General features: G+C 72.1%; 15 protein-coding genes. 4 read left to right on the forward strand and 11 right to left on the reverse strand.

Features of this window, described 5'->3' with window-relative positions:
• Window positions 1-3: 3 nt before the first annotated feature.
• The 6 genes from ACSNOA_RS20690 to ACSNOA_RS20715 all read right to left on the reverse strand — a co-directional run bounded on the left by ACSNOA_RS20690 (window position 4) and on the right by ACSNOA_RS20715 (window position 7,148).
• Window positions 4-900, reverse strand: coding sequence for a PHP domain-containing protein (locus ACSNOA_RS20690; protein ID WP_436660626.1), 897 nt, complete (start codon window positions 898-900; stop codon window positions 4-6).
• Between the two features lie 103 nt (window positions 901-1,003).
• Window positions 1,004-1,573, reverse strand: coding sequence for a hypothetical protein (locus ACSNOA_RS20695; RefSeq protein WP_436660627.1), 570 nt, complete (start codon window positions 1,571-1,573; stop codon window positions 1,004-1,006).
• 95 nt (window positions 1,574-1,668) lie between these two features.
• Complete coding sequence (locus ACSNOA_RS20700; protein WP_436660629.1) at window positions 1,669-2,844, reverse strand: peptidase M23; 1,176 nt, start codon at window positions 2,842-2,844, stop codon at window positions 1,669-1,671.
• 105 nt (window positions 2,845-2,949) lie between these two features.
• Window positions 2,950-3,726, reverse strand: a complete 777-nt coding sequence (locus ACSNOA_RS20705) for a hypothetical protein (protein WP_436660630.1) — start codon at window positions 3,724-3,726, stop codon at window positions 2,950-2,952.
• A complete protein-coding gene (locus ACSNOA_RS20710) occupies window positions 3,723-4,241 on the reverse strand; it encodes a SigE family RNA polymerase sigma factor (protein ID WP_436660631.1) in 519 nt (172 codons plus the stop codon). The genes ACSNOA_RS20705 and ACSNOA_RS20710 overlap by 4 nt, the downstream gene beginning before the upstream one ends.
• A 216-nt stretch (window positions 4,242-4,457) precedes the next feature.
• On the reverse strand, window positions 4,458-7,148 hold the full coding sequence (locus tag ACSNOA_RS20715; RefSeq protein ID WP_436660633.1) for a M14 family zinc carboxypeptidase: 2,691 nt from the start codon (window positions 7,146-7,148) through the stop codon (window positions 4,458-4,460).
• Between the two features lie 292 nt (window positions 7,149-7,440).
• On the opposite strand from ACSNOA_RS20715, the gene ACSNOA_RS20720 reads away from it, so the two are divergent.
• Window positions 7,441-8,733, forward strand: coding sequence for an aminotransferase class I/II-fold pyridoxal phosphate-dependent enzyme (locus ACSNOA_RS20720; protein ID WP_436660634.1), 1,293 nt, complete (start codon window positions 7,441-7,443; stop codon window positions 8,731-8,733).
• On the opposite strand, the gene ACSNOA_RS20725 is transcribed toward ACSNOA_RS20720, so the two are convergent.
• The 5 genes from ACSNOA_RS20725 to ACSNOA_RS20745 form a co-directional block, all read right to left on the reverse strand.
• Complete coding sequence (locus tag ACSNOA_RS20725) at window positions 8,627-9,358, reverse strand: TVP38/TMEM64 family protein (protein WP_436660636.1); 732 nt, start codon at window positions 9,356-9,358, stop codon at window positions 8,627-8,629. The genes ACSNOA_RS20720 and ACSNOA_RS20725 overlap by 107 nt on opposite strands.
• Window positions 9,355-9,921: a hypothetical protein gene (locus tag ACSNOA_RS20730; protein ID WP_436660637.1), complete on the reverse strand. Its 567-nt coding sequence runs from the start codon at window positions 9,919-9,921 to the stop codon at window positions 9,355-9,357. The genes ACSNOA_RS20725 and ACSNOA_RS20730 overlap by 4 nt, the downstream gene beginning before the upstream one ends.
• A complete protein-coding gene (locus tag ACSNOA_RS20735; protein WP_436660639.1) occupies window positions 9,918-11,372 on the reverse strand; it encodes a PQQ-dependent sugar dehydrogenase in 1,455 nt (484 codons plus the stop codon). Before ACSNOA_RS20735 ends, ACSNOA_RS20730 begins: the two co-directional genes overlap by 4 nt.
• A gap of 205 nt (window positions 11,373-11,577) precedes the next feature.
• Window positions 11,578-12,744, reverse strand: a complete 1,167-nt coding sequence (locus ACSNOA_RS20740) for a carboxylate-amine ligase (RefSeq protein ID WP_436660640.1) — start codon at window positions 12,742-12,744, stop codon at window positions 11,578-11,580.
• Window positions 12,745-12,810: 66 nt separating this feature from the next.
• Window positions 12,811-14,196, reverse strand: coding sequence for a M20/M25/M40 family metallo-hydrolase (locus tag ACSNOA_RS20745; RefSeq protein ID WP_436660641.1), 1,386 nt, complete (start codon window positions 14,194-14,196; stop codon window positions 12,811-12,813).
• A gap of 340 nt (window positions 14,197-14,536) precedes the next feature.
• Between ACSNOA_RS20745 and ACSNOA_RS20750 the strand changes: the two genes are divergently transcribed.
• From ACSNOA_RS20750 to ACSNOA_RS20760, 3 genes are all read left to right on the forward strand, one after another.
• Window positions 14,537-18,688, forward strand: coding sequence for a SpoIIE family protein phosphatase (locus ACSNOA_RS20750; protein ID WP_436660643.1), 4,152 nt, complete (start codon window positions 14,537-14,539; stop codon window positions 18,686-18,688).
• Window positions 18,688-18,990, forward strand: coding sequence for an STAS domain-containing protein (locus tag ACSNOA_RS20755; protein WP_436660644.1), 303 nt, complete (start codon window positions 18,688-18,690; stop codon window positions 18,988-18,990). Before ACSNOA_RS20750 ends, ACSNOA_RS20755 begins: the two co-directional genes overlap by 1 nt.
• Window positions 18,991-19,137: 147 nt before the next feature.
• Window positions 19,138-21,453: a low temperature requirement protein A gene (locus tag ACSNOA_RS20760; protein ID WP_436660646.1), complete on the forward strand. Its 2,316-nt coding sequence runs from the start codon at window positions 19,138-19,140 to the stop codon at window positions 21,451-21,453.
• Window positions 21,454-21,456: the final 3 nt, after the last annotated feature.

Below are 21,456 nucleotides of genomic sequence, written 5' to 3' on the forward strand. Positions count from 1 at the left end.
CGCTCACAGGTAGATCGGGTTGCTCCAGGCGCGCTTACCGTCCATGTCCTCGACCGTGACCCGGCACCAGCCACGCCTGAACATCGCTACCGGTAGGGAGCATTCCTTCAGCGCCTCGCCCTGGACCACCTGCGCACCCGGATCACCACCAGTGATCAACACCTTCCGGACGGGCGAGCAGCGCACCGTGATGAATCCGTCATCGAGCTGGATGTCGTGCAGTTCCGGGCCGGTGCTCGAGTAGTAGTGGCCACCCTTCAACGCGGCGAGAAGCGCCTCGGGAGCGAGGGATTCGGCGCGTACCTGGACCCAGGCCGCGCAACCGGGCGGGTCCTGGGGCTGGAAGTGGGCGTCGTCGGCAGCGAAGGTGCTCAACCGGCGTCCCCGGTTGAGCAGGACATCGGTCAGGTGCCAGCTGTCGCCCCGGTCCTCGCGTGCCGACAGTGCGTTGTAGACCTCGATCGCGTGGGCCGCGTCCAGGCTTTCGGCATCGACGGCAGTGAGCAGGGACGCGGCGGGATGGGCCATGCCGATGAACGCGCCAGCGGCTCGTGCCCGCCGCGCCAGCTGCGGTGCGGTCTCGCTGGGCCGGGGTGGTGGGAAGTCGAGTGGCAGGCCCACCGCGAGGATGTGCCACTCGGAGGAGAACTCCGTGCGCGGAGGGTGCAGTTCGGCGCCCAGGAGGGTGGTGAACCCGGGCGTGCGCAGCGGCCGGGTGTCGGTCAGAGGAAATCCGAACTTGGCTCGGAAGTGGTCGGTGATGACCAGGAAGTCGTATCCGGCTTCCTGGTAGCGGCGTCCGATCTCCTCGGGAGACAGGGCCCCGTCGGAGCGGTCGGAGTGGGTGTGGAGATTGCCCCGCCAGAAGCGGCCGGGCCGGTTGAAGGGCAGAGCGGTCACCTGAATCGCCCGTCGGTCACGTGTCCCAAAGTAATCGGTCCTGATGGGACGTCAAGGTGGCTGCGGTCGGTGTGCCTGCCCAACTGCGCGCCCCGCGCTGGCGTCAGCCCGCCTGCGGGCCGTACTCGCGGGCGGTGAACAGGTCCACGTCCCGGGGTCCCAGCCGGGCCACCCGGCGGGCGTGCAGGGCGAGCTGCCGGCGCGCCTCGCCGAGGCGGCGGCCGGCGACCAGCATCTCGTCGGCGGCGTCGAACGCCTCCACACCACCGGATCTCATGGCGGCGTCCAACACGGCGTCGAACGCCGCCATGAGGCCGTTGGCGAGGGCGATGCCGTCCTGGTCGCCGCTGGTCCAGATCTCCGACCAGGCGGTCTCCACCGTCGACATGTCTCGGGCCAGCCAGTCGTGGAGCACCATCGGGTCCGGCGGCTTGTGGCCGCCGAGCAGCGGGTTGCCCAGCTCCCGCACACCGGAGCGCCACTGCGTCGCCTGCCGCAGCGCCTCGGCCTTGTGCGCGAGGCGGAGGGCGCCGGAGAGCATGAGGACGTACGCGCGCCGCAGCTCGGCCCGCCGTCGTTGTCGTCGTCTCCACCGGCCCTGCACGGTGAGCGCGGACAGCGAGGCGACAGCGGTGATCGCGGAGCCGAGCAGAGCGGCGACGGTCGAACTCACGCCGGACATGATGCCGGTCGATGGTGGATCCCTCGCGAGGGCCCCGGCGACCGGCCACTGAGTGGCGAATCAGAGAATGCCCGGTCTGGTGGGTGTCAGCAGTAGCCGTTGACCGCACCGCCCACCCCCGTCCACAGGAAGGCGTCGGACACCCAGGTGCCGTCGGTGAGCCGGTTCCACAGCGCGGTGGTGCCCCACCGGCCCGAGTGCGTCGTGCCGTTCGCGGAGCAGGCGATGCTCACCGTCGCGCCGTCGGCGACCGAGCCGGCGACGGCGTACCCGGTGCCGGGGCCGGAGCGCTTGTTCACGGAGCCTCCGCCGTTGGCGTCCACGACCCCCTGGGTGAGCCCGAGCGCGCCGTGGTTGTAGAGCGCGCCGCCGACGTTGACCTGCGCCGAGCCGTGCAGCGCGTACCCCTGGTAGGTGGCGCCGCCGGGCATGAGGACCCACTTGCCGAGGTTGTGGCCGTGCACCGGCACGTACGCGTTGTTCTGCCGCAGGGCGAAGTGGACGTGCCGGCCGCTCGCGGCGCCGCCGCAGGTCACGTCCGTGCCGGTGTCGCCGAGGTAGGCGCCTTCGCCGACCGCGGCGCCGTTGACGTTGACGTTGTTCCAGAGGTGGTAGTAGTCGGTGGCGTAGCCACGGTCGTGGATCACCCGGATCCAGCCCTGGCACATGGTGTACGCCGTGCCGCCGCGCGCCGCGAGCACCCGCTGGTCGCCACCGGACAGGTCGACGGCGCTCCACGGGCTCTCGCTGCCACCCCAGCCGTGCGGGCCGCCGGTGAGGTACCACGACTGGCCCACCCCGTAGGGCAGGCGCATGCCGGTGCGGTAGTCACCGCCGGCGTACGCCGGGGTGGGCGTCGCGAGGACCTCCTTCTCCCGCGTGGGGACGACCGTGGTGGGGGCCGCCGCGGCGAGGTCGGCGAAGGCCGCCTCGCCGTCGAAGGCGACCTGCCAACCGTGGCTCCCGGCACGGGCCACGAACAGCCAGCCGGCCGGGTACGCGTCCGCGCGGTGCGGGGCGACCACCACGGCGGTGCCGAAGGCCCACGACCGCCCGGCGCGGCGGGTCACCGTCACCCGCGTGTCGGACGCCTCGGCGGCGTCGAGCGCGGGGCCGCCGAGCCGGCCGGCCTCTCCGAGCAGTTTCCGGGTCACCGCGTCGGTGACGTCGGTGGACGGGGCCGCCTGGGCGGCGGGGGCGAGCATGGCGGCGCCGAGCAGCGCCGCGACGGCGGTGCTGAGCGCGATCCGGCAACGGAGCACGATGTCCCTCCTTCACCATCAGATGCAAGGAGCGTAGCGACATCTATCGATATGTGTGGTCCCGCCCCGCCGGTGGCACGAGGGCGACGCGGGGCGACGGCGGTGTCAGCGGGTCGGGGCGAAGCGGAGGAGTTGGGTGACCACATCGCGCAGGTCGTCGGGCGAGACCTCCGACGGGCCACCGACGGTCGCGGGGTGGGACGAGACCCACGCCGTACGGCCGTCGTCGAGTGACGCGAGCACGGTCAGCTCGCGCGTCGGGGCTTCGATCCCGTACACGATCGGGCTCTGTGCGGTGGCCTCCTCGCAGAACACCAGCTTGCCCGCCGCGCGCCCCTCGCCGCTCACCTCCATCTGGTTCGCCTGGGAGCACGTCGTCGGGCTGACGATCGCGTTCTCGCCCCAGGTGCCGTCGTCGAGTCTGATCGTGAGCCGGCCGTCCGCGCCGTCGGGGCCGATGGTGACGACCGCGTACGCGTTCGGGGCCTTCACGTCCGCCGGATGGCAGGGGCCGTACGCGGATTCCAGCGCGTAGTCCCCGCCGGCCGGCAGCCGCTCGACGGCAACCCGGACAAAGTCCGGCCAGGTCTTCTGCGCGCCCCCGGTACGGTCCGGGGACAGGCTCGGCAGCGGGGCACAGTCGCCGCCGGGGCTCGGCAGGGCGGCGGCCGGCGGCGCCTGGTCGCGCTCGTCGCCGGAGAACACGAACGGCGCGGCCACGGCGAGCGCCGCCACGACGGCTGCCGATCCGCTCCCCACTGCCGCGGCCAGGCGCGCGCGGCGAGCGCGGTGCAGCGCCCGGTCGGCGAGCCCCACCGGCGCGGGCGCATCGGCCAGCTCCCGCAACCCACGGCCCAGGTTCTCTTCGATGTGGCTGTTCACGTGGTCTCCCTCGTCAGCGAGAGCTCGGGGCAGGAGACACGAAGGCGTGCGAGGGTGCGATGCGTCTGGCTGCGCACCGTGCCGACCGAGCAGGACAGGATCGTCGCCACCTCGGCCTCGGGCAGGTCCTCGTAGAAGCGCAGCACGATCACCGCACGTTGCTTGGGCGTCAACCCGCGCAGCGCCTGCGCCAGCGACAACCGCAGGGCCGTGTCGACAGCCGGGTCGCCGGCGTCGTCGGCCCGTTCGGGCGGTTCGGCGTACGCGATCTCGCGCCGGTACCGCATCCGCCGCCAGACGCTGACCTGCTGGTGATAGAGGATCTTGCGGACGTACGCGTCAGGCGAGTCGGAGCGCCGCAGCCGTGTCCAGCGCCCGGCCAGCTTCGCCAGCGCGGTCTGCAACAGGTCCTCGGCGTCTTCGCGGTGCCCGGTGAGCAGCAGCGCGGCCCGGAACAGGGCAGCCTGCCGCGCTGCGACGTAGTCCCGGAACTCCCGCTCGGCCTCGCCGTCCATCCATTGCCTCCCTCGTGTCACACCCTCACACGCGGTGAACCCCCCGTCGCTATGCCTGCCCGCCGAAAGACGTCAGCGACGTGCGGGCCTCGCCCCGGATGAACGTGCGGGCCCCGACGCGAACCTCCCCGGCCGCCGGGATCCGCCGACGCGGAGCCGGGGTGGGACCTCGCGGTCCCACCCCGACCCCTCTGGTGCGTCAGGTGCGTGTCGTCGCTAGCGCGGTGCCACCGTGCGGTCCGGGCCGAACCGCGGCCGCAACTGCTGAAGCGCGGTCGCGTCGACCTCGGCGGCCGGGCCGTGGTAGATCGCGTTGTAGAGCAGGTTGAACTGCGACCGGGGCAGGCTCCGGAAGGTGATCTCGCTGCCGTACGTCACGACCTGGCCCTTGCCGACGGTGAAGGACACGACGTTGGCGGCGCCCCGGATGTGTTCCGCGCCGCGCAGGTAGCCGCTCGCGAGGACCTCACCCTCGGCCGGGTAGTTCGACACCACCTGCCCGGAGTTGTCGGTGAGCTCCCACGCCTGGGTGTCGTAGAGCCAGACCGGCCAGGACTCGGGCATCCCCCAGGCGACCGGGTGGTTCGGGTCGAACTCCTGGTTCAGCAGGCTGCCGCCGGTGGTGAACTCGTCGTCGTCCTCGGGCAGTGCCGGTTTCATGGGCAGGTCGAGCAGCTGCTGTGCGGTCTGCACCGAGTCGCCGATCGCCAGCAGCGTGCCCCCGTCGCGGACGAACTGCTGGAGCTTGCGCCAGCCCTTCTCGCCCACCCCGTAGGCCCAGGAGTACGCCTCGTCGTACTCGGCCGGGTCGAGACCCTCGACGATGTCGTCCCGGGACACCCCGGAGGAGACGACGATCGTGTCGTACAGCTCGTTCAGCGACTTCCGCTGGAAGTCCTGGGCGCCGACCACGTCGTAGTTGATGCCGTACTGGTCGAACTGCCACATGTCCCAGCCGCCGGGCATGTTCCCGACACCCCGCAGCAGCCCGACGCGGGTCTTGGGCTTGAGTTGCACCCCGGGAACCTTGGGCGCGCGGTCGGTCGCGGTGACCGGGAGGCCGACCTTGGCCGACGCGGTCGCCAGGACGTTACGGGCCTGCGGGGTGGCCGGCACGATGTAGGTGCCGGCGGGGTAGTCGGCGCCCTGCGCGCGGAACGCCCGGCCGCCGCGGAAGGTCGTGATGTTGGCGTCCTGCAGCGCCGACACGATCTGGACCGTCCCGTACGACTCGGGGCGGACCAGGTAGGCGCCCTTGGGACCGGGGGCTGCCGGCATGGTCACCTGCGGCGGCTGGACCGAGGTCACCCGCTCCATCTGCGCCTCGAAGGGCGTGCGGACCTCGGCGACGTCGACGCCGAGCTGCAGCGGCAGGCTCGTCGTGGCCTCGGCGTACGGCAGCAGCACCGGGCAGTCGCCGCAGTCGCGGACCTCGGGGTACCGGTCGGCGCCGAGCACCTGGTGCGCCCAGTTGCCGCGCGGCTGGTGCATCCTGATGACGTAGGAGCCGGCCTCGTGACGCTTGCCGTCGGCGACGAACGGCGAGGTCGCCCGGTCGATCTCCACCTCCGTCCACTCCAGGCGCTGGAGCATCTCGAAGGTCGCGTACGGGTCACGCTGCTCGGCGTCGACGACGAACGCGAAGGTGCCCGACGGCACGCCCTTGGTGAGGTACTCGTGCGGCACCGCGAACAGGTTGTCGTAGAGCAGCTTCTCGCCGTTGTCCGCGGTGTACTCCATGCCCGCGTAGGTGGCGATCTTGGCGTAGTCGACGATGTCGGCAAGGGTCCAGGTGTGGGACCGGTACGGCTCGACGAGGCTCATCCGGGCCTGCTGGGGGCCGAGTGGACGGCCGTCCGAGGACACCTGCGGGTACGCGTAGTCGGTCACGGAGGCGATCTCGGTGAGGTAGACACCGGAGCCGGTGAACGGGAAGTACCCGACGGGCTGCTCCAGGGTCCAGAAGATGTGGTAGTCGAGGCTGCCCACCCCGGTCTTGCCGGCGGCGGCGAGCGCCCGGGCGGCGTGCTGGCCGATCGCGGAGACCGAGGTGGTCATGTTCGCCGGGACGTTCTCGCTGGTGATGCCGCCGTAGGGCGGGACAAAGATCCGGCTGCCCGTGTTGCCCTTCTGGTGCATGATGTGCACGATCGCGGGGCGGTACTTCTTCTCCAACGCGAGCCGGTACCGCGCCTCGACCTGGGTGAACATCGTCCAGTCCCGGTTGTCGTCGTGGCCCGTGTACTTGTGGTACAGGTCCGGGTAGGTCCGCCGGTAGTCGGTGCCCGCGGTCCGGTTGAAGTGGTCGATGATGAGGTGCTGGCCGTCGGGGTTCTGCGACGGCACCAGGACGACGACCGAGTTGTTCAGGACCTTCCGGGTGAAGTCCGAGTCCTCCGTGGCGAGCCGGTGGACGATGTCGTTGATCGCCTGCCCGTTGCCGACCTCGCTGGAGTGGATGGTCGCCTCCAGGTGGTAGAACGGCACCCCCTCCGCGGCCAGTCGGCGGGCCTCCTCCGGCGTGGTCCGGCGCGGGTCGGCGAGTTTCTGGTTGATTTCGACCAGGCGGTCCAGGCGGCGCAGATTCTTCGGGGAACTGATGATGACGGTCCCGTATTCGTTGCCCATCGTCGTCGGCCCGATGGCCTGGTAGTCGACGCGGTCGGACCGTTCGGCGATCAGTTTCATGTAGCGCAGCACGTCAGGATAGGCGGCGAGTTTTCCCTCCGTACCCATCGCGAAGCCGAAGTGCTGCTCGGGGGTGGGGATGTCCGCGGCGCGGGCGGACGACGCGGCCTGCGTGAGGCCGGGGCCGGCGACGGCGCCTGGTGCGGTCGCGGTGGCTCCGACCAGCGCCAGCAGGGCCGCGCAGGCGGCGTACAACAGGGGTGGACGGGTCTTGAGCATCGGCGGGCCTCCCGACTCGACATCAATCCACATAGATGGACCGTGGCTGAACCGTAGCCGTGGGCGTCGATCTCCACAGTGGCTCCGCTGTTCGCGTTTGTTCGCTTTTCCGCCAGCACCCCGGAAAGCTCAAGAATGCCTCAAAATCATTGCCGCGGGTTCGGCCCACGCGGTATCAATAGCCATGATCGCCGAGGTGTCAAAACCACGGTTGACCGACACGCTCGACCGGGCCGCCGATCCGGCGTCCGCGCGCCGACCGGAACGTTTGCACGCCAGCACACTCGCATTGATGGTCACCGACCGGTCCGCCCGCGGCATCGCCGACCGCCTGGGTGACCTCATCCACGCCGGCCGGCTCCCCCAGGGCCTGCCCCTGCCCACCGTGCGCGCGCTGGCCGCGGCCCTGCACGTGGGGCCCACGACGATCGCCTCCGCGTGGGCCCAACTGCGCCGGCGCGGCCTCATCCACTGCGACCGCAGGCACGGCAGCGTCGTACGCGGCCCGGGCACCCTCGCGGGCCGGCGTTCCGCCAGCCTCCCGCCCCCGCCGCCGGTCCGGCTCGACCTCTCCACGGCCTTTCCCGACCCGGCTCTGGTGCCCGATCTGGCCGGCCCGATGGCCACGGCCGTGGCCCGGACGCACTGGCGGACGTACCCGGACGACACCGCGGACGTCCACCTGGCGGCGGTGCTGCGCGAAACGTGGCCCTTCGCGGCCGAGGACTTCACCGTCACGAGCGGCGCCCACGACGCCGTCCACAGGGTCGCCGGCGTCGTCCTGCACCCGCACGACCGGGTGCTCGTCGAGGAGGTCGCCGACGCCTCCCTGCTGGACATCGTCGAGGACCACCGGGCCCAGGCGGTGCCGGTGCGCTGCGACGACGAGGGCCCGCTGCCGGAGGCGCTCGAGACGGCCCTGGCCACCCGGCCCGGCATGCTGCTCCTGCAGACACGCATGGCGAGCCCGCACGGCCACGCGCTGTCGCGCCGGCGGGCCCGGGCGCTCGTGCCGATGCTCGCCGATCACGACGTCCTCATCCTGGAGCGGGACACGGCCCACGCGCTCGCCCCGACTCCCGACGTCTCGCTCGGCGAGTTCCTGCCGGGCCAGACGCTCCTCGTCCGTAGCTGGAACGCGTCGCACGGACCCCACCTCCGGGTCGGGGCGCTGGCCGGGGCCCGGCGGGTCGTCTCGCGGGTACGGGCCCGGCAGAAGGCCAGCGGCGGCTGGCCCTCGATGCTGACCCAACGCGCCCTGGCGCAGATGCTCACCGACCCGCAGACCCGCGAGACGATCCGCCGGGCGGGGGCCACCTACGGCGATCGCCGCCAGCAGATGGTCCAGGCCCTGCGCGAGCAGGGGCTGACGCCGACCGGCGTCGCCGGGCTCTCCGTCTGGGTGCCCGTACGCGACGCCGCGGCGGCGATCCGGTCGCTGGCGGCCGACGGCATCGGCATCGCCTCCGGCGCGCCGTTCACGGTGTCCGGCGACGGACGGTCGCACGTGCGGATCGCGACGACGCTGCGACACGACGAGCACGCGCGGATCGCCCGCGCCCTCGGCGAGGCCCACCGGCGGTGACACGGCGGCCCAGCACCCAGGCGCAGACCGCGGAGAGACCGAGCAGCGCGAGGAGGGCGAGGCCGTGGCCGGCCGTCTCCCCGGCGGCGCCGGCCGCCGCGAAGAGGAAGGCGGTGGGGAGCACGCCGGCGGCGCCGGCCAGCGCGACACGGCCCCAGCCGAGACGCGAGGTTCCGGCGAGCACCGCGACGGTCTCCGCGAGCACCGGTACCGGCCGGGTGAGGCAGACGGCGAGCAGCCCGTAACGTGCGAGCAGCGCCTCCGCGCGGGCACGCTGCGCCGCCGTGGTGAGAAGGGCGAGGGTCCCCCGTCCGCGTCTGCCCACGGCGAAGGCGACAAGCGTCGCGCCGAGCCCGCCGGCCGTCGACAGCAGGGCGCCGGGAACCACGCCGAACAACGCGCCGTTGGCCACCATGATCAGACTCGACGGCACGGGCATCGCCACGTCGACCAGCAGCAGGGCCAACGCCGCCGCGGCCGCGGCCGGACCCGCCGTTCGCAGCAGCGGGGACGGGTCGGTCAGCAGCGGGACGTCGTACGCCTCGACGAGGGCGAAGACCGCCAGCATCGCCGCCGGCACGCCCGCGAGGACGATCAGGTAACCCGGACGACGCGGTGTGGTCACACGTCGCGCCGGTACAGGATCGCGTTGGACGCCATCTCCAGGTAGCACTCACGGATGAGCAGTTGGTGCCGCGACTTCTCGGCGACGATCGGGAAGGTGACGTCGACGACGGCGGGGCACCCGAGGGTGAGACCGAGCTGTTCGGCGACGGCGAATCCACTGATCGCGTCGAGGTTGCTGAGCAGCAGCATCCGCAGGTGCCGCCAGGCCCGGCCGCGCGCGCCCGCCACGAGACCCTGCGCATCGCCGACCAGTTCCCGGGCCGTGGCCAGCATCGCCGGGACCAGCGGTGTTCCGCTGCCGGCGGTCCCCGGCCGCGCCTTCGACTCCAGCCCGAACGCGCGGTACAGGTCGTCGACGGCTGCCTCGTGGCGTCCCGCCGCGTCCGCGATCTCGTGCAGCCAGGCGTGGATGTGCGGCTCGCCGACCTCGTTGGCGGTGTCCTCCAGCATCTTGCGGTACGCCGACTGGAGGGTGCGGGTCGTGCCGAGCCACGGCGCGACCCGGTCGACGTACGCGGTGGTGGTGGCGTCGTCGAGCTCCACCATCAGCGCGCGGTTCACGGCCGGCTCCCATCGCGTACGACGCGCCACAGCACCCCGGTGTGGCCGTACGAGACGTGTGTCGTCTCCATGACGCGGGAGACCCCGAAGTCGAGTACGTAGAGGCTGCCGTCCGGGGCGAACTTGGCGTCGACCGGACGCTCGAGCCCGCCGGTCCCCAGCGCCGAGGCGGGGCCGGGGCGTGGATTGCGCATGAACGCCTCGGCCGAGCCGTCGGTGGGGTCGACCGCCACCACGCGGAATCCGTTCTCGAGGTCCCGGCTGTCCGGTGAGTTCAACGGCGCCAGCGTGCCCCACTCGCAGAGGAACAGCCGCCCGCGGTAGCCGAACGCGTCGCTGCGCGAGACATCCAGGCCGGTCAACGCGGAGTGCGGCTTCTCGAGGAACACGGCCGGACCCGCCCACGGGGGTGGGTTCTCGAGGAGCGGCTTGGCCGGTGTCCCGCGACGGGGCTGGTGCGAATCGTGCCAGACCGGCAGGCCGTCGCCGCAGACGTCGGGGAAGCCGTACCAGGCCGGGCGGTCGAGCGATCCGTGCGGGGTGCGGGCGGCGTCGATGCGCCAGACCCGGTCCGGGTCGGCCTGGACGGCCCGGTCCCCCGTCTCCTCGAAGTCGTTGTCGGAGACGTACAGCTCGCCGTCCTCGCCGAAGACCATGCCGTACGGGTTGCGAATGCCCCACGCGACCAGCTCCATCTCGGTGCCGTCGGGCTGGGCGCGCCACAACCCGGAGCTGCATTTGAGCTGCCCCTTGACCACTTCCCCGCGCCCGGCGGGCGTCCCGAACGGCTTGAACGGGCCGGTCTCGACGAGGTAGGGGTAGGGCCCGGTCGGGTCGTAGGTCTGCACGTTGTTGCCGGTGAGCACGACGTCCTCACCGGGCACGTCGTGGACACCCATGTGTCGTGCGAGGTCGACCTGGAATCCCTGCGGCAGGACCACACCCTGCTGCGTCACCGAGCCCTGCGCGAAGTACATCAGGCCATCGGGCCCGAACACCGGACCGCCGGGCTCGTGCCAACCACCGTTGGGCAGGCCGTCGACGAGCACGTCGCGCCTGCCGTTGGTCAGGTTGATCCGGTCGATCCGGGCGTTCCGGCCGCCCTTGCACGACACGAGGATCGTGTCGCCGTACACGGCGACGTGTCGCGGCCCGCCCAGGCCTTCTTCCGCCACCACGTCGAGGCGTCCCTGCGGGTCGAGCCGGAGGATGCGGGCGGGCACGTACGGACGGGTGGGCCAGGTGCTTCCGCCCTCCAGCACGAACAGGGTGCCGTCGTCGGCGAATCCCATGCCGCAGGGCATCGACAGACCGACGAGAACGACCTCGACGCGGTACCCCGCCGGGACGACGACGTCCGCGGGGTCGACCCGCGGACGAGCGGACGTCGGCAGCGCTCGCAACGCCTCGGCGTCGGCGACCGTCACCGCCAGCGGCGTCGCAGCGGTCATCGCATCTCCAGTGGAAGGTGTACGCGTCGGTGCGCCGGCTTCCCGGCGCGCGACGGTGCCGCGCCGGTCGGGAAGATGACGTCCCGACCATATGCGGGCCCAGGCGACAACGGGCATGATTTCGGACAGAACGGCCTGGCCCGTACCGGCGGGGCGACCCGCACGACGGCGAGCGCCGACACCCGTCCCGGCGCCGGGCGGGCTGCTAGGCGGCGGAGACGATGCCCGGGGGCCCCGCCGTCTCGCGGGCGAGGGCGCGGACCAGACCGCCGACGTCGCCGACCTGGCGGTACCGCTCGCGTTGGCGCGTCGCCCCGTTGCCCTCCCGGCGCAGGCGGGCCAGTCCGGCGGTGACGAACGGAAGGTCCCCGTGCCGCGTCAACGCCAGCTCCACCCGGGCGACCAGGTCGTCGACGAGGTCCCACGCCGGCCGCGTCGTGCCGCCGCGCGGGTCGAACAACGTGCCGTCCAGTCCGTGCTTGGCGGCGTGCCAGTGCGCCGCCGCCACAAGGCTGTCCGGGATCTCCGGGGCCTCCACGCCGGCACGGATGTCGTCGATCGTCGTGGCCACCAGCGCGCGGACGAGCCCCGCCACCAGCACGGCGTCGTCGACGGTGAGGCACACGTCACCGACCCGCACCTCCACGGTGGGATAGCGGCGTGACGGGCGGGCGTACCAGTAGGCCATCCCCTCGTCCATCATCACGCCGGACGCGATGAGGGCGGCCACCGTGCGGTCGTACGCCTCGGCATCGCGGAAGTGGGGCGTCGGCCCGAGGCTGGGCCAGCGCAGCAACTGGATGCTGCGCCAGCTGGCGTACCCGCTGTCCACGCCGGCGTGCAGCGGCGAGTTCGCGGCCAGCGCCTGCACCACGGGCAGCCAGGGGCGCAGGTGGTTGCAGACCTGCACCGCGGTGCGGCGGTCCGGCACGCCGACGTGCACGTGACAGCCGCACACCGCCGGATCGTGCGCCACCGACCCGAAGCGTTTGCTCATGCCAAGGTAGCGGGGCTCCGGCGGCACGTCGCGGTGCGGGTCGGCGGCCGGGGTGGCGCCGACCGCCACGAGCGACGCCCCGAGCGCGGCGCCGGCCGTCGAGGCGGCACGCCGCAGCTCGGCGAGCTGCCCACGGAGTTCGGCGAGCGTCCCGCACACGGGGCTCACCATCTCGATCATGCTGGACCGCAGCTCCGGGCGGCTGTTCGCCCGGGCTGCGGGCGGAAGCGCCGCGACGACCTCGTCGGCGAGCGCGACGGTGTCGCCGGTGCCCGGGTCGAGGAGCAGGAACTCCTCCTCCACCCCCAGGGTGGGCGCATCCGGGCGGTCGGTGCCCCCGGCGCGGCGGTGGTGAGGCAGAGCTGCGATGGTCATCGAAGGTTCCTCCTGCCGGCCACGCCGGCGGCGCGGGGATGGTCCCGTTCTCCTCGGCGCGATCGCCTAGACCTGGTCACGGTCGGCCAGTCGTGGCCACAGGTGAGCCAGCGTGGCGGCGCCGTTGAGCAGCACGTCGACCGAGACCCGCTCGTCGCTGTCGTGCCAGCGGTCCTCGGGCAGGCCGGTGCCGAAGAAGAGCACCGGCGCCCGCAGGGTCGTCGCGAGCAGGTCGGCGGGACCGCCTCCGGCGTTCCCCATCCGTCCGGGCGCGGAGCCGAAGCCCTTGTGCATCGCCTCCGCCAGTGCACCCAGCCAGGGGCTGTCCTCGGGGGTCCGGTACGGCTCCTGCGCGGTCTCCTCGGAGATCGTCAGCTCGTAGGCGACCCCGTCGCCGATGGTGCTCGCCACCAAGCGGCGGAGTTGATCGGCGACGTCGGCCACCTTCTGGTCCGGCACGGTCCGGATGCTGACCTCCGCGCGTGCCTCCGCCGGCACCGCGCCGCGGGACACGCCGTCCGGATCGCCGGCGACGACGGTGATCACCTCCGCGGCGGGCCGTGCCCACAGCCGTTCCAGCACGGTGTAGCCGTCCTCGCCGCCGACGCTGCGGGTCTCGGTGCGCGCGAGCCAGTCCTCCTCGCTGAAGGGCAGGGCCGCGTAGTCCTCGCGGGTGCGGGTGGACGGTTCCGCGACGTCGTCGTAGAAGCCCGGCAGCGTGATCCGGCCCTTGTCGTCGTGCAGCTCCGCCAGCAGCTTGGACAACTCGACGACCGGGTTGGGCGCCGGACCGGACACCGTCCCGCTGTGGACGTCGCGCAGCGGTCCGTAGACGGTGAGCTGCGCGCTGATCATGCCGCGCAGGCTGGTGCAGATCGCCGGGTGATCCGCCCGCCACAGCAGCGTGTCGGAGAAGACCACGACGTCGGCTCCGACGCGTTCGCGGTGTTCCTCCAGCAGGTCGGCCAGGTGCGGCGACCCGACCTCCTCCTCGCCCTCGACGAGGAGTTTGAGGTTCACCGCCGGCACGTCCCGGCCGCTGGTGGCCAGGTGGGCGCGCAGCCCCCACACGTGGCTCAGGACCTGCCCCTTGGCGTCGGACCCGCCCCGGCCGTAGAGGTAACCGTCGCGCAACACAGGGTCGAACGGCGCCGACTCCGTCCACTGCTCGTCCTTGGCGGCCCGCACGTCGTGGTGGCTGTAGATCAGCACGGTCGGCGCACCGGGCGCCTCGCACCACTCGGCGTACACGGCCGGCGCCCCTTCGCCGTCCCAGACCTCCACCACGGGGAAGCCAGTGTCGCGCAGCACGGCGGCCAGCCAGTTCGCCGACCGGATCAGTTCGACGGCGTGCGCGGGGACACCCGCGACGGAGCGCAGCCGCATCCACTCCGTCAACTCCGTGACGATGTCCGACCGGTGGGCCGCGAGATAGTCGTGGATCTCCGTCATGTCAGATCCTCCGCCGGTCCGCGTTTCTCCGCCCGGCACGTCGGCGGAAGACGATGCCCCGGAGACCACGTCCGAGGATCACGGGCAACCCTGTGCCCCCAGGATCGTGCGGCAAACCCGACTTTCCTCACCTGCGCCCGTCACCGCCGCGTGTGCGAGACTGGCGGCCGCACCGGGCCTGCCGAGTTGATCTGTGGTAGGACCGTGTCCACAGGTGTGTGGCGTCTCTCGCTCCATCAGCTCCGGCGTGTCGCCGCCCCACCTCCCGGGGTACCCACGGTCACCCGCCGTTGCCGGGGATGGCTCGCCTGTGCGGTTGACATGAGGAGAAGTCGTAGCGATGAGCAGTGCTGATCGTCCACCGCTGGCATGGGTCGAGCCCGACGTGTTCAGCGCCGGCGGTGAGATCGGCCGGGACCTCGCGGCGGTGGACTGGGCGGCCACGCCCCTCGGGCCGCCGACCGGCTGGCCGCAGAGCCTGCGGACGGCGGTGAGCATCCTCCTGTCGTCCCGGTTTCCCATGTGGATGGCGTGGGGGCCGGACCTGACCTTCTTCTGCAACGCCGCCTACCGGCGGGACACGTTGGGTCGGAAGTACCCGTGGGCGTTGGGCCGGCCCGCGAGCGAGGTGTGGGCGGAGATCTGGGACGACATCGGCCCGCGGATCGACACGGTGCTCAGCACGGGCGACGCGACGTGGGACGAGGCGCTGCTGCTGTTCCTCGAACGGTCCGGCTACCCGGAGGAGACGTACCACACCTTCTCCTACAGCCCGCTGCGGGACGACGACGGCGCGCTGGTCGGCATGTTGTGCGTCGTGCGGGAGGACACCGAGCGGGTCGTCGGCGAGCGGCGGATGGCGACGCTGCGGGACCTCGGGTCGGATCCCAGCGTGGTCCGCACCGAGCACGAGATGCTGGCCTTCTCCAGCCGGCAGCTCGCCCGCAATCTGCGCGACCTGCCATTCACGTTAACCTACCTGTTCGAGGACGAGTCGTCCGCACGTCTGGCCGGAGCGACCGGGATCGCCGCCGGGCATCCGGCCGCACCGGAGACGCTGCCCGTGGACGACCCGCACGGCGTGTGGCCCACCGCCGAGTTGACGCGGACGGGACCGGTGCTGGTACCGCTCGACGGCGACCGGTTCGGCGCGCTGCCCGCCGGGGACTGGTCCGAGCCACCCACGCAGGCGTTGCTGGTGCCGCTGCTCCAGCAGGGCGGCACGCCGTACGGATTCCTCGTGGCGGGGCTGAACCGGTACCGGCCGCTGGACGACGGCTACCGCGGGTTCCTCGAGCTGACCGCCGGGCACGTCGCCGCGGGGATCGGCAGCGCCCGCAGCTACCGCACCCAACAGCGACGGGCCGAGGAGCTGGCCGAGCTGGACCGGGCCAAGACCGCCTTCTTCTCGAACATCAGCCACGAGTTCCGCACACCGCTCACGCTGATCATGGGACCGTTGCAGGAACTGCGTACGCGGTTGAACGGCGCGGACGAGCGGGTACGCGACGAGCTGGAGGCGATCCACCGCAACGGGCTCAGGTTGGGCAAGCTGGTGAACAGCCTGCTGGACTTCTCCCGCATCGAGGCGGGCCGCATGCAGGCCCGGTACGAGCCGGCCGACCTCGCCGCCACGACCGCGGAACTGGCCAGCGTCTTCCGCTCCGCCATGGAGAGGGCGGGGCTGACGCTCGACGTGGACTGCCCGCCGCTTCCCGAGCCGGTGTACATCGATCGGGGCATGTGGGAGAAGGTCGTCCTCAACCTGCTCAGCAACGCGCTGAAGTTCACGTTCGAGGGCTCCGTCCGCGTCGCGCTGCGCGCCGAGGAGAAGCATGCGGTCGTCACCATCGCCGACACCGGCATCGGCGTGGCCGAGCAGGAGATGCCGCGGCTGTTCGAGCGGTTCCACCGGATCGAGAACGCCCGGGCGCGCTCGAACGAGGGCAGCGGGATCGGCCTGGCCCTCGTCCAGGAGCTGGTCCGTCTGCACGGAGGCACCATCTCCGCCGACAGCGCCGTCGGCGAGGGCACCACGTTCACGATATGTCTGCCGTTCGGCACCGCTCACCTCCCGGACGACGCCCTGATCTCCGCCGACGGCGCGGCCGCGGTGTCGGCCACCGCCGACCCGTTCGTGCAGGAGGCCCTCCGCTGGCTGCCCTCGGGGCCGGCGGAGGATCAGACGCCCCCGGACGCGGCGGGCCTGGACGACGCTCCCGCCAGGAACCCGTCGGCCAAGATCCTCATCGCGGACGACAACTCGGACATGCGGGAGTACCTCACTCGCCTGCTGCGCTCCGCCGGCCACCGGGTGGAGGCGGTCGTCGACGGCCAGGCCGCGCTGGAAGCGGCACGGAGCGACGCGATCGACCTGATCGTGAGCGACGTCATGATGCCTCGGCTGGACGGGTTGCAGCTGGTGGCCGCACTGCGGGCGGACCCGCGCACCGCGGGCACCCCCGTGCTGCTGCTGTCCGCCCGGGCCGGGCAGGAGGCGTCCATCGAGGGCCTCGACGCGGGCGCGGACGACTATCTCGTCAAGCCCTTCTCCGCGGCCGAACTGCTGGCCCGGGTCCGGGCCAACGTCGAACTGGCCCGCCTGCGCAACCACCACGCCCGCTGGCGCACCGCTCTGGTCGACTCGCTGCAGGAGGCGTTCTTCGTCTGCGACGAGGACGGCGCGGTCATCGAGATCAACGCCACCTTCACCGAGATCCTCGGCTACGGCCCCGAGGGCCTGCCCTATCTCCCGATCCCGCCCTGGTGGCCGGCCGAGGACGCCGATCCCGAGGCGCACCAGCAGGTGGCCGAGGCCCTCGCCACCCTGCTCAACCAGCCCCACGGCACGTACACCATCCCGGTGACCCACCGGGACGGGCACCGGCTGTGGGTCGCGGCCTCCTTCAACCAGGTCCAGGATCCGGAGAGCGGACGCCGCGTCATCGTCGGCACGTTCCGCGACGTCACCGCCGAGCACTACGCCGTCCAGCGGGACAGCGCCATGGCGGCCCTCGGCATGCGCCTCGCGCAGGCGGACGGTCTCGCCGACGTCCTGCACGGGGTCCTCGAGGAGCTGGAGCAGCTCTGGCAGGCGACACACGTGCTGGCCGCCGTCTTCGACGGCTCCGACGTTCCCAGCGTCGTGGCCCGGGACCCGCAGCTCCGGTGGGGGGCCCTGCCGGAGGACGTCCGCCAGGCCATCACCGCCCTGCGGCACAAGCCGCTGCTCAGCCCGGTCACCGAACCGGGGACGGGCGCCGGCATCGCGCTGGAGCACCCCGACGGCACGATGGTCCTCTGGATCGACCCGGGCGACACGCGTCCCTTCACCGACCAGGACGAGACGTTGCTGGCGCTGCTGGCCGGCCATCTCGGCCAGGGGCTGCACCGCCTCCACCAGATCGACCAGCAGCGCGAGACGGCCCTGGCCCTGCAGCGCGCGATCCTCGGCCCCGCCCAACTGCCCAGCGGCTTCGCCGTCCGCTACTCGCCCGCGACACGCCCGCTCAAGGTGGGCGGCGACTGGTACGACACCATCGAACTTCCCGACGGCCGGATCGGTATCGTCGTCGGGGACTGCGTGGGCCACGGCCTCCAGGCGGCCACCGTCATGGGTCAGCTCCGCAGCGCCTGCCGTGCCCTGCTGCTCCAGGACACCAGTCCCGCCCAGACGCTGACGGCGCTCGACCGGTTCGCCGCCGCGCTACCCGGCGCGGGCTGCGCCACCGTCTTCTGCGGCATCCTCGACCCCGCCACCGGGCACCTGCGCTACTCCAGTGCCGGGCACCCCCCGGCGATCGTCGCCCACCGCGACGGCGCCACGCACCTGCTGGACCAGGGACGGTCCCGGCCACTCGCGGTCCGGTTGGGCGCGGAACGACCCGAGGCCGAGTACGCCGTGCCCGCGCGGGCCACGCTGATGCTCTACACCGACGGGCTCGTGGAACGCCGCCGGCAACCGCTGTACGACGGCATCGACCGGGCCACCGCGGCCGTCCAGGACGGGCGGACGGCTCCCATCGAGGACCTCGCCAGCAGCGTCATGGACCGGCTCGCCCCGGACGGCGGCTACGACGACGACGTCGCGCTGCTCCTCTACCGTCACCCCGGCCCACTGGAACTCGACTTCCCCGCCGAGGCCACCCGCCTCGCCCCCGTCCGGCGCGAGTTGCGCCGCTGGCTCGAGCGTTGCGGCCTGGACCCGTCCACCGCGCACAGCCTGCTCGTGGCCGCCGGTGAGGCCTGCGCCAACGCCATCGAGCACGGCCACCGCGACCGGCCCGGCGGCCAGATCCGGCTGCGGGCCACCGCCACCGCGGACGACCTGCGCCTCACCGTGATCGACTCCGGCCGCTGGAAGGCCCCCCAGTCCGCGGTCGACTCCTACCGCGGTCGAGGACTCATGCTGATGCGGACCCTGATGCACCAGGTCACGATCACCACCGGCGCCGCCGGTACCACCGTCGACATGCAGGCAAGGATTTCCTGATGACCACGCCGCTCACGTTCTCCACCAGCAGCCGTCCCGACGGCACGTGCGTCCTCGCCGTGGTCGGGGAGATCGACATGAGCAACGCGGAGACGTTCGCCACCGCCCTGGCCGGCGCCGCCGTGCGCGCCACGAAGGGGCAACTCGTCGTCGACCTCACGAAGGTCGAGTACCTCGACAGCGCGGGGCTCGCCGCCCTGTTCGCGCACGCCGACCAGATCCAGATCCTGGCCACCCCCCTGCTGGCGCCCGTCCTCACCATCTCCGGCCTGGCGGATCTCACCGCGGTGCACACCGGGTAGTCCGCCGCCGGCGCCACGGGGCTCCGCCCGAATTCCCGGAAGCGTTTCCCGCCGGTCGACGCCTCCGGCTGCGTGGCATAACAGCCCGGCCACCGCCCCCGTCGTGGTACGAATGTCCGGGAGCATGATCGGCGAGACGGACGGGCTGTGGCGCGGACCAGGGTGGACGGGCTCTTCCGACGCGCCCAGCAGACCCACCGGATCAGTTTCGTCGAACTCTTCTTCGACCTGGCCATCATCTTCGCGCTCACGCAGCTGTCACAGCGATTCCTGCGCGACTTCGACTGGGAGAACTCGCTTCAGACCCTGGTCCTCCTGGCGGCCGTCTGGTGGCTGTGGGTCGGCGCGGCCCGTACGACCGACTGGCTCAACCCGGAAGGGCCGTTCATCCAGCGGATCATCATCGGGATGATGTTCGCGGGGCTGGTGGCGGCCGCCTCCATACCCGAGGCCTTCGGCCGGCACGGGCTCGTCTTCGCCGGGGCGAACGTGGCGGCGCACTTCGTACGGCACCTGTCGATCATCGGGGCACTGCACGGTCACCCACTCGGCACGCGTTCGGTGCGCGCGGCGACGTGGTTCGGTTCGACGGCGATCCTGTGGATCGCGGGTGCGTTCCTGCCGGCGACGCCACGGCTGGTGCTGTGGTCACTGGCGGTGACCCTCGACTACCTCGGTGTCGGGCTGAACTGGCGGGTGCCGCGGATGCCTCCCCTACCGGAGGAGCACCTGCGGGTACGCGGCGATCATATCGCCGAGCGGCACCGGCAGATCTTCGTGATCGCGCTCGGGGAGGTGGTGTTGACGAGCGGCGTCACCCTCAGCCAGACCCGCCTCGACGCCGTCCGGATAGCCGCCTTCGCCATCACGTTCGCGACCACCGGGCTGATGGCCCGCGCCTTCTTCCTGCCGCGGGGGCTCTCCCTGCAGGAGACCCTGGACCGGCGACCGTCCTCGGCGGCCGTCCGCGCCTCGTACACGCACCTGGTCATGATTCTCGGGATCGTCATCACGGCCATGGGCGCCGAGATACTGATCGCCCGACCACTCGGCGAGACCCGAGCCCAGTGGTCGGCCGCCATCATTGCGGGGCCCTTCCTCTACCTCGTGGGCCGCGCCCTGTACGCCTGGGCCGTCTTCGAGCGACGCCCCTGGCGGGCCATCAGCGGCATGCTGGTCATCGCGGGCGTGTCCCCCGTCCTGCTGCGGTCACCGCCGCTCGTCGTGGCCGGCGCCGTCGGCGTGGTGCTGCTCGGCGTCGTACTCGGTTTCGGACGAATCGGCCCCGAGCCGATACGTACGGGAACACCGCTGGAACGACTGACCAGGAAGCGGGAGGACCCGAAGGAACTCTCCGCCTACGAGTTGTTCTTCGACCTCGCCATGATCTTCGCTCTCACGCGGGTGTCGCAGCGACTGTTGGCCGACCTCAGCCTGGTCAACGTCGCGGAGTCGATGGTCCTCCTGGCCGGGATCTACTGGATCTGGGTCGCGACGGCGTGGTCGACGGACTGGTTCAACCCGGACGAACCCCGACTGCAACGGCTCATCATCGTCATCATGTTCGTCGGGCTGCTGATGGCGTCCGCGGTGCCCACCGCTTTCGGGGACCACGGCCTGCTGTTCGCCGGGGGGTACGCCGGGATCCACATCGTCCGGGGATTCGTGATCGTCCCGGCGCTGCGCGGTTCCCCGTTGCAGGCACGCTCGGCGCGGGTCCTCATCTGGTTCAGCATCTCCGCCGTCCTGTGGCTGGTGGGGGCCTTCCTTCCCGCCTCGGGCCGGCTCGCGCTGTGGGCGGCGGCGATCGTCGTCGACGGCGCGAGCGCCTGGTTCGGTTGGCCGGTGCCGAAGCTGAGCCGCGCACCGGTGGCGCATCTCAAGGTGATCGGCGACCACATCGCGGAGCGGTACCGTCAGGTCTTCATCATCGCCCTGGGCGCGGTGGTCCTGCTCAGCGGCCGGGCCTACAGCGACGCGGGCTTCGACGCTTTCCGGACGCTGGCCTTCGTCCTCGCCTTCACGACCGCGACCGTCATGCTGTGGAGCTATTTTCTGCCGCGCGGACGGAATCTCGCGACGGCGGTCGACAGGGCCGCACCGAGGATCGCCGTCGCCGCCGGGTACTGCCACGGCATCATGATCGCCGGTACGGTCGTGGTGGCGGCCGGCGCCGAGATATACATCCGCCAACCACTCGGGCGCGTGGAGGCGGCGTGGTCGCTGGTCATCGTGGGTGGCATGGCCCTGCACATCGTGGGGCGGACCCTGTTCGGCGTCGTGATCTACGGGGCGCACCGCCCCTGGCGCGGCACCGTGGCGCTGCTCGTGATCGTCGGCATGTCGCCCGGGCTGCTGCTGGCGCCGCCTCTCGTGGTGGCGATCGCCACGACGGTCGTCGCGCTCTGGCTCACGCTCAGCTACCGGAGCGCCGCGGTCGCCCCCTCGCAGGCCCGCCGCTGAGCC

It is taken from the genome of Micromonospora sp. URMC 103, assembly GCF_051386435.1.
In the GTDB taxonomy this organism is placed as follows: domain Bacteria; phylum Actinomycetota; class Actinomycetes; order Mycobacteriales; family Micromonosporaceae; genus Micromonospora.

What these genes read in the sequence shown, in the direction of transcription:
- ACSNOA_RS20710 (WP_436660631.1), bottom strand. Translation starts at nt 4,241, where the DNA reads ATGGACGGCGAGGCCGAGCGGGAGTTCCGGGACTACGTCGCAGCGCGG.
- ACSNOA_RS20715 (WP_436660633.1), bottom strand. Translation starts at nt 7,148, where the DNA reads ATGCTCAAGACCCGTCCACCCCTGTTGTACGCCGCCTGCGCGGCCCTG.
- ACSNOA_RS20720 (WP_436660634.1), top strand. Translation starts at nt 7,441, where the DNA reads ATGGTCACCGACCGGTCCGCCCGCGGCATCGCCGACCGCCTGGGTGAC.
- ACSNOA_RS20735 (WP_436660639.1), bottom strand. Translation starts at nt 11,372, where the DNA reads ATGACCGCTGCGACGCCGCTGGCGGTGACGGTCGCCGACGCCGAGGCG.
- ACSNOA_RS20740 (WP_436660640.1), bottom strand. Translation starts at nt 12,744, where the DNA reads ATGACCATCGCAGCTCTGCCTCACCACCGCCGCGCCGGGGGCACCGAC.
- ACSNOA_RS20745 (WP_436660641.1), bottom strand. Translation starts at nt 14,196, where the DNA reads ATGACGGAGATCCACGACTATCTCGCGGCCCACCGGTCGGACATCGTC.
- ACSNOA_RS20750 (WP_436660643.1), top strand. Translation starts at nt 14,537, where the DNA reads ATGAGCAGTGCTGATCGTCCACCGCTGGCATGGGTCGAGCCCGACGTG.
- ACSNOA_RS20755 (WP_436660644.1), top strand. Translation starts at nt 18,688, where the DNA reads ATGACCACGCCGCTCACGTTCTCCACCAGCAGCCGTCCCGACGGCACG.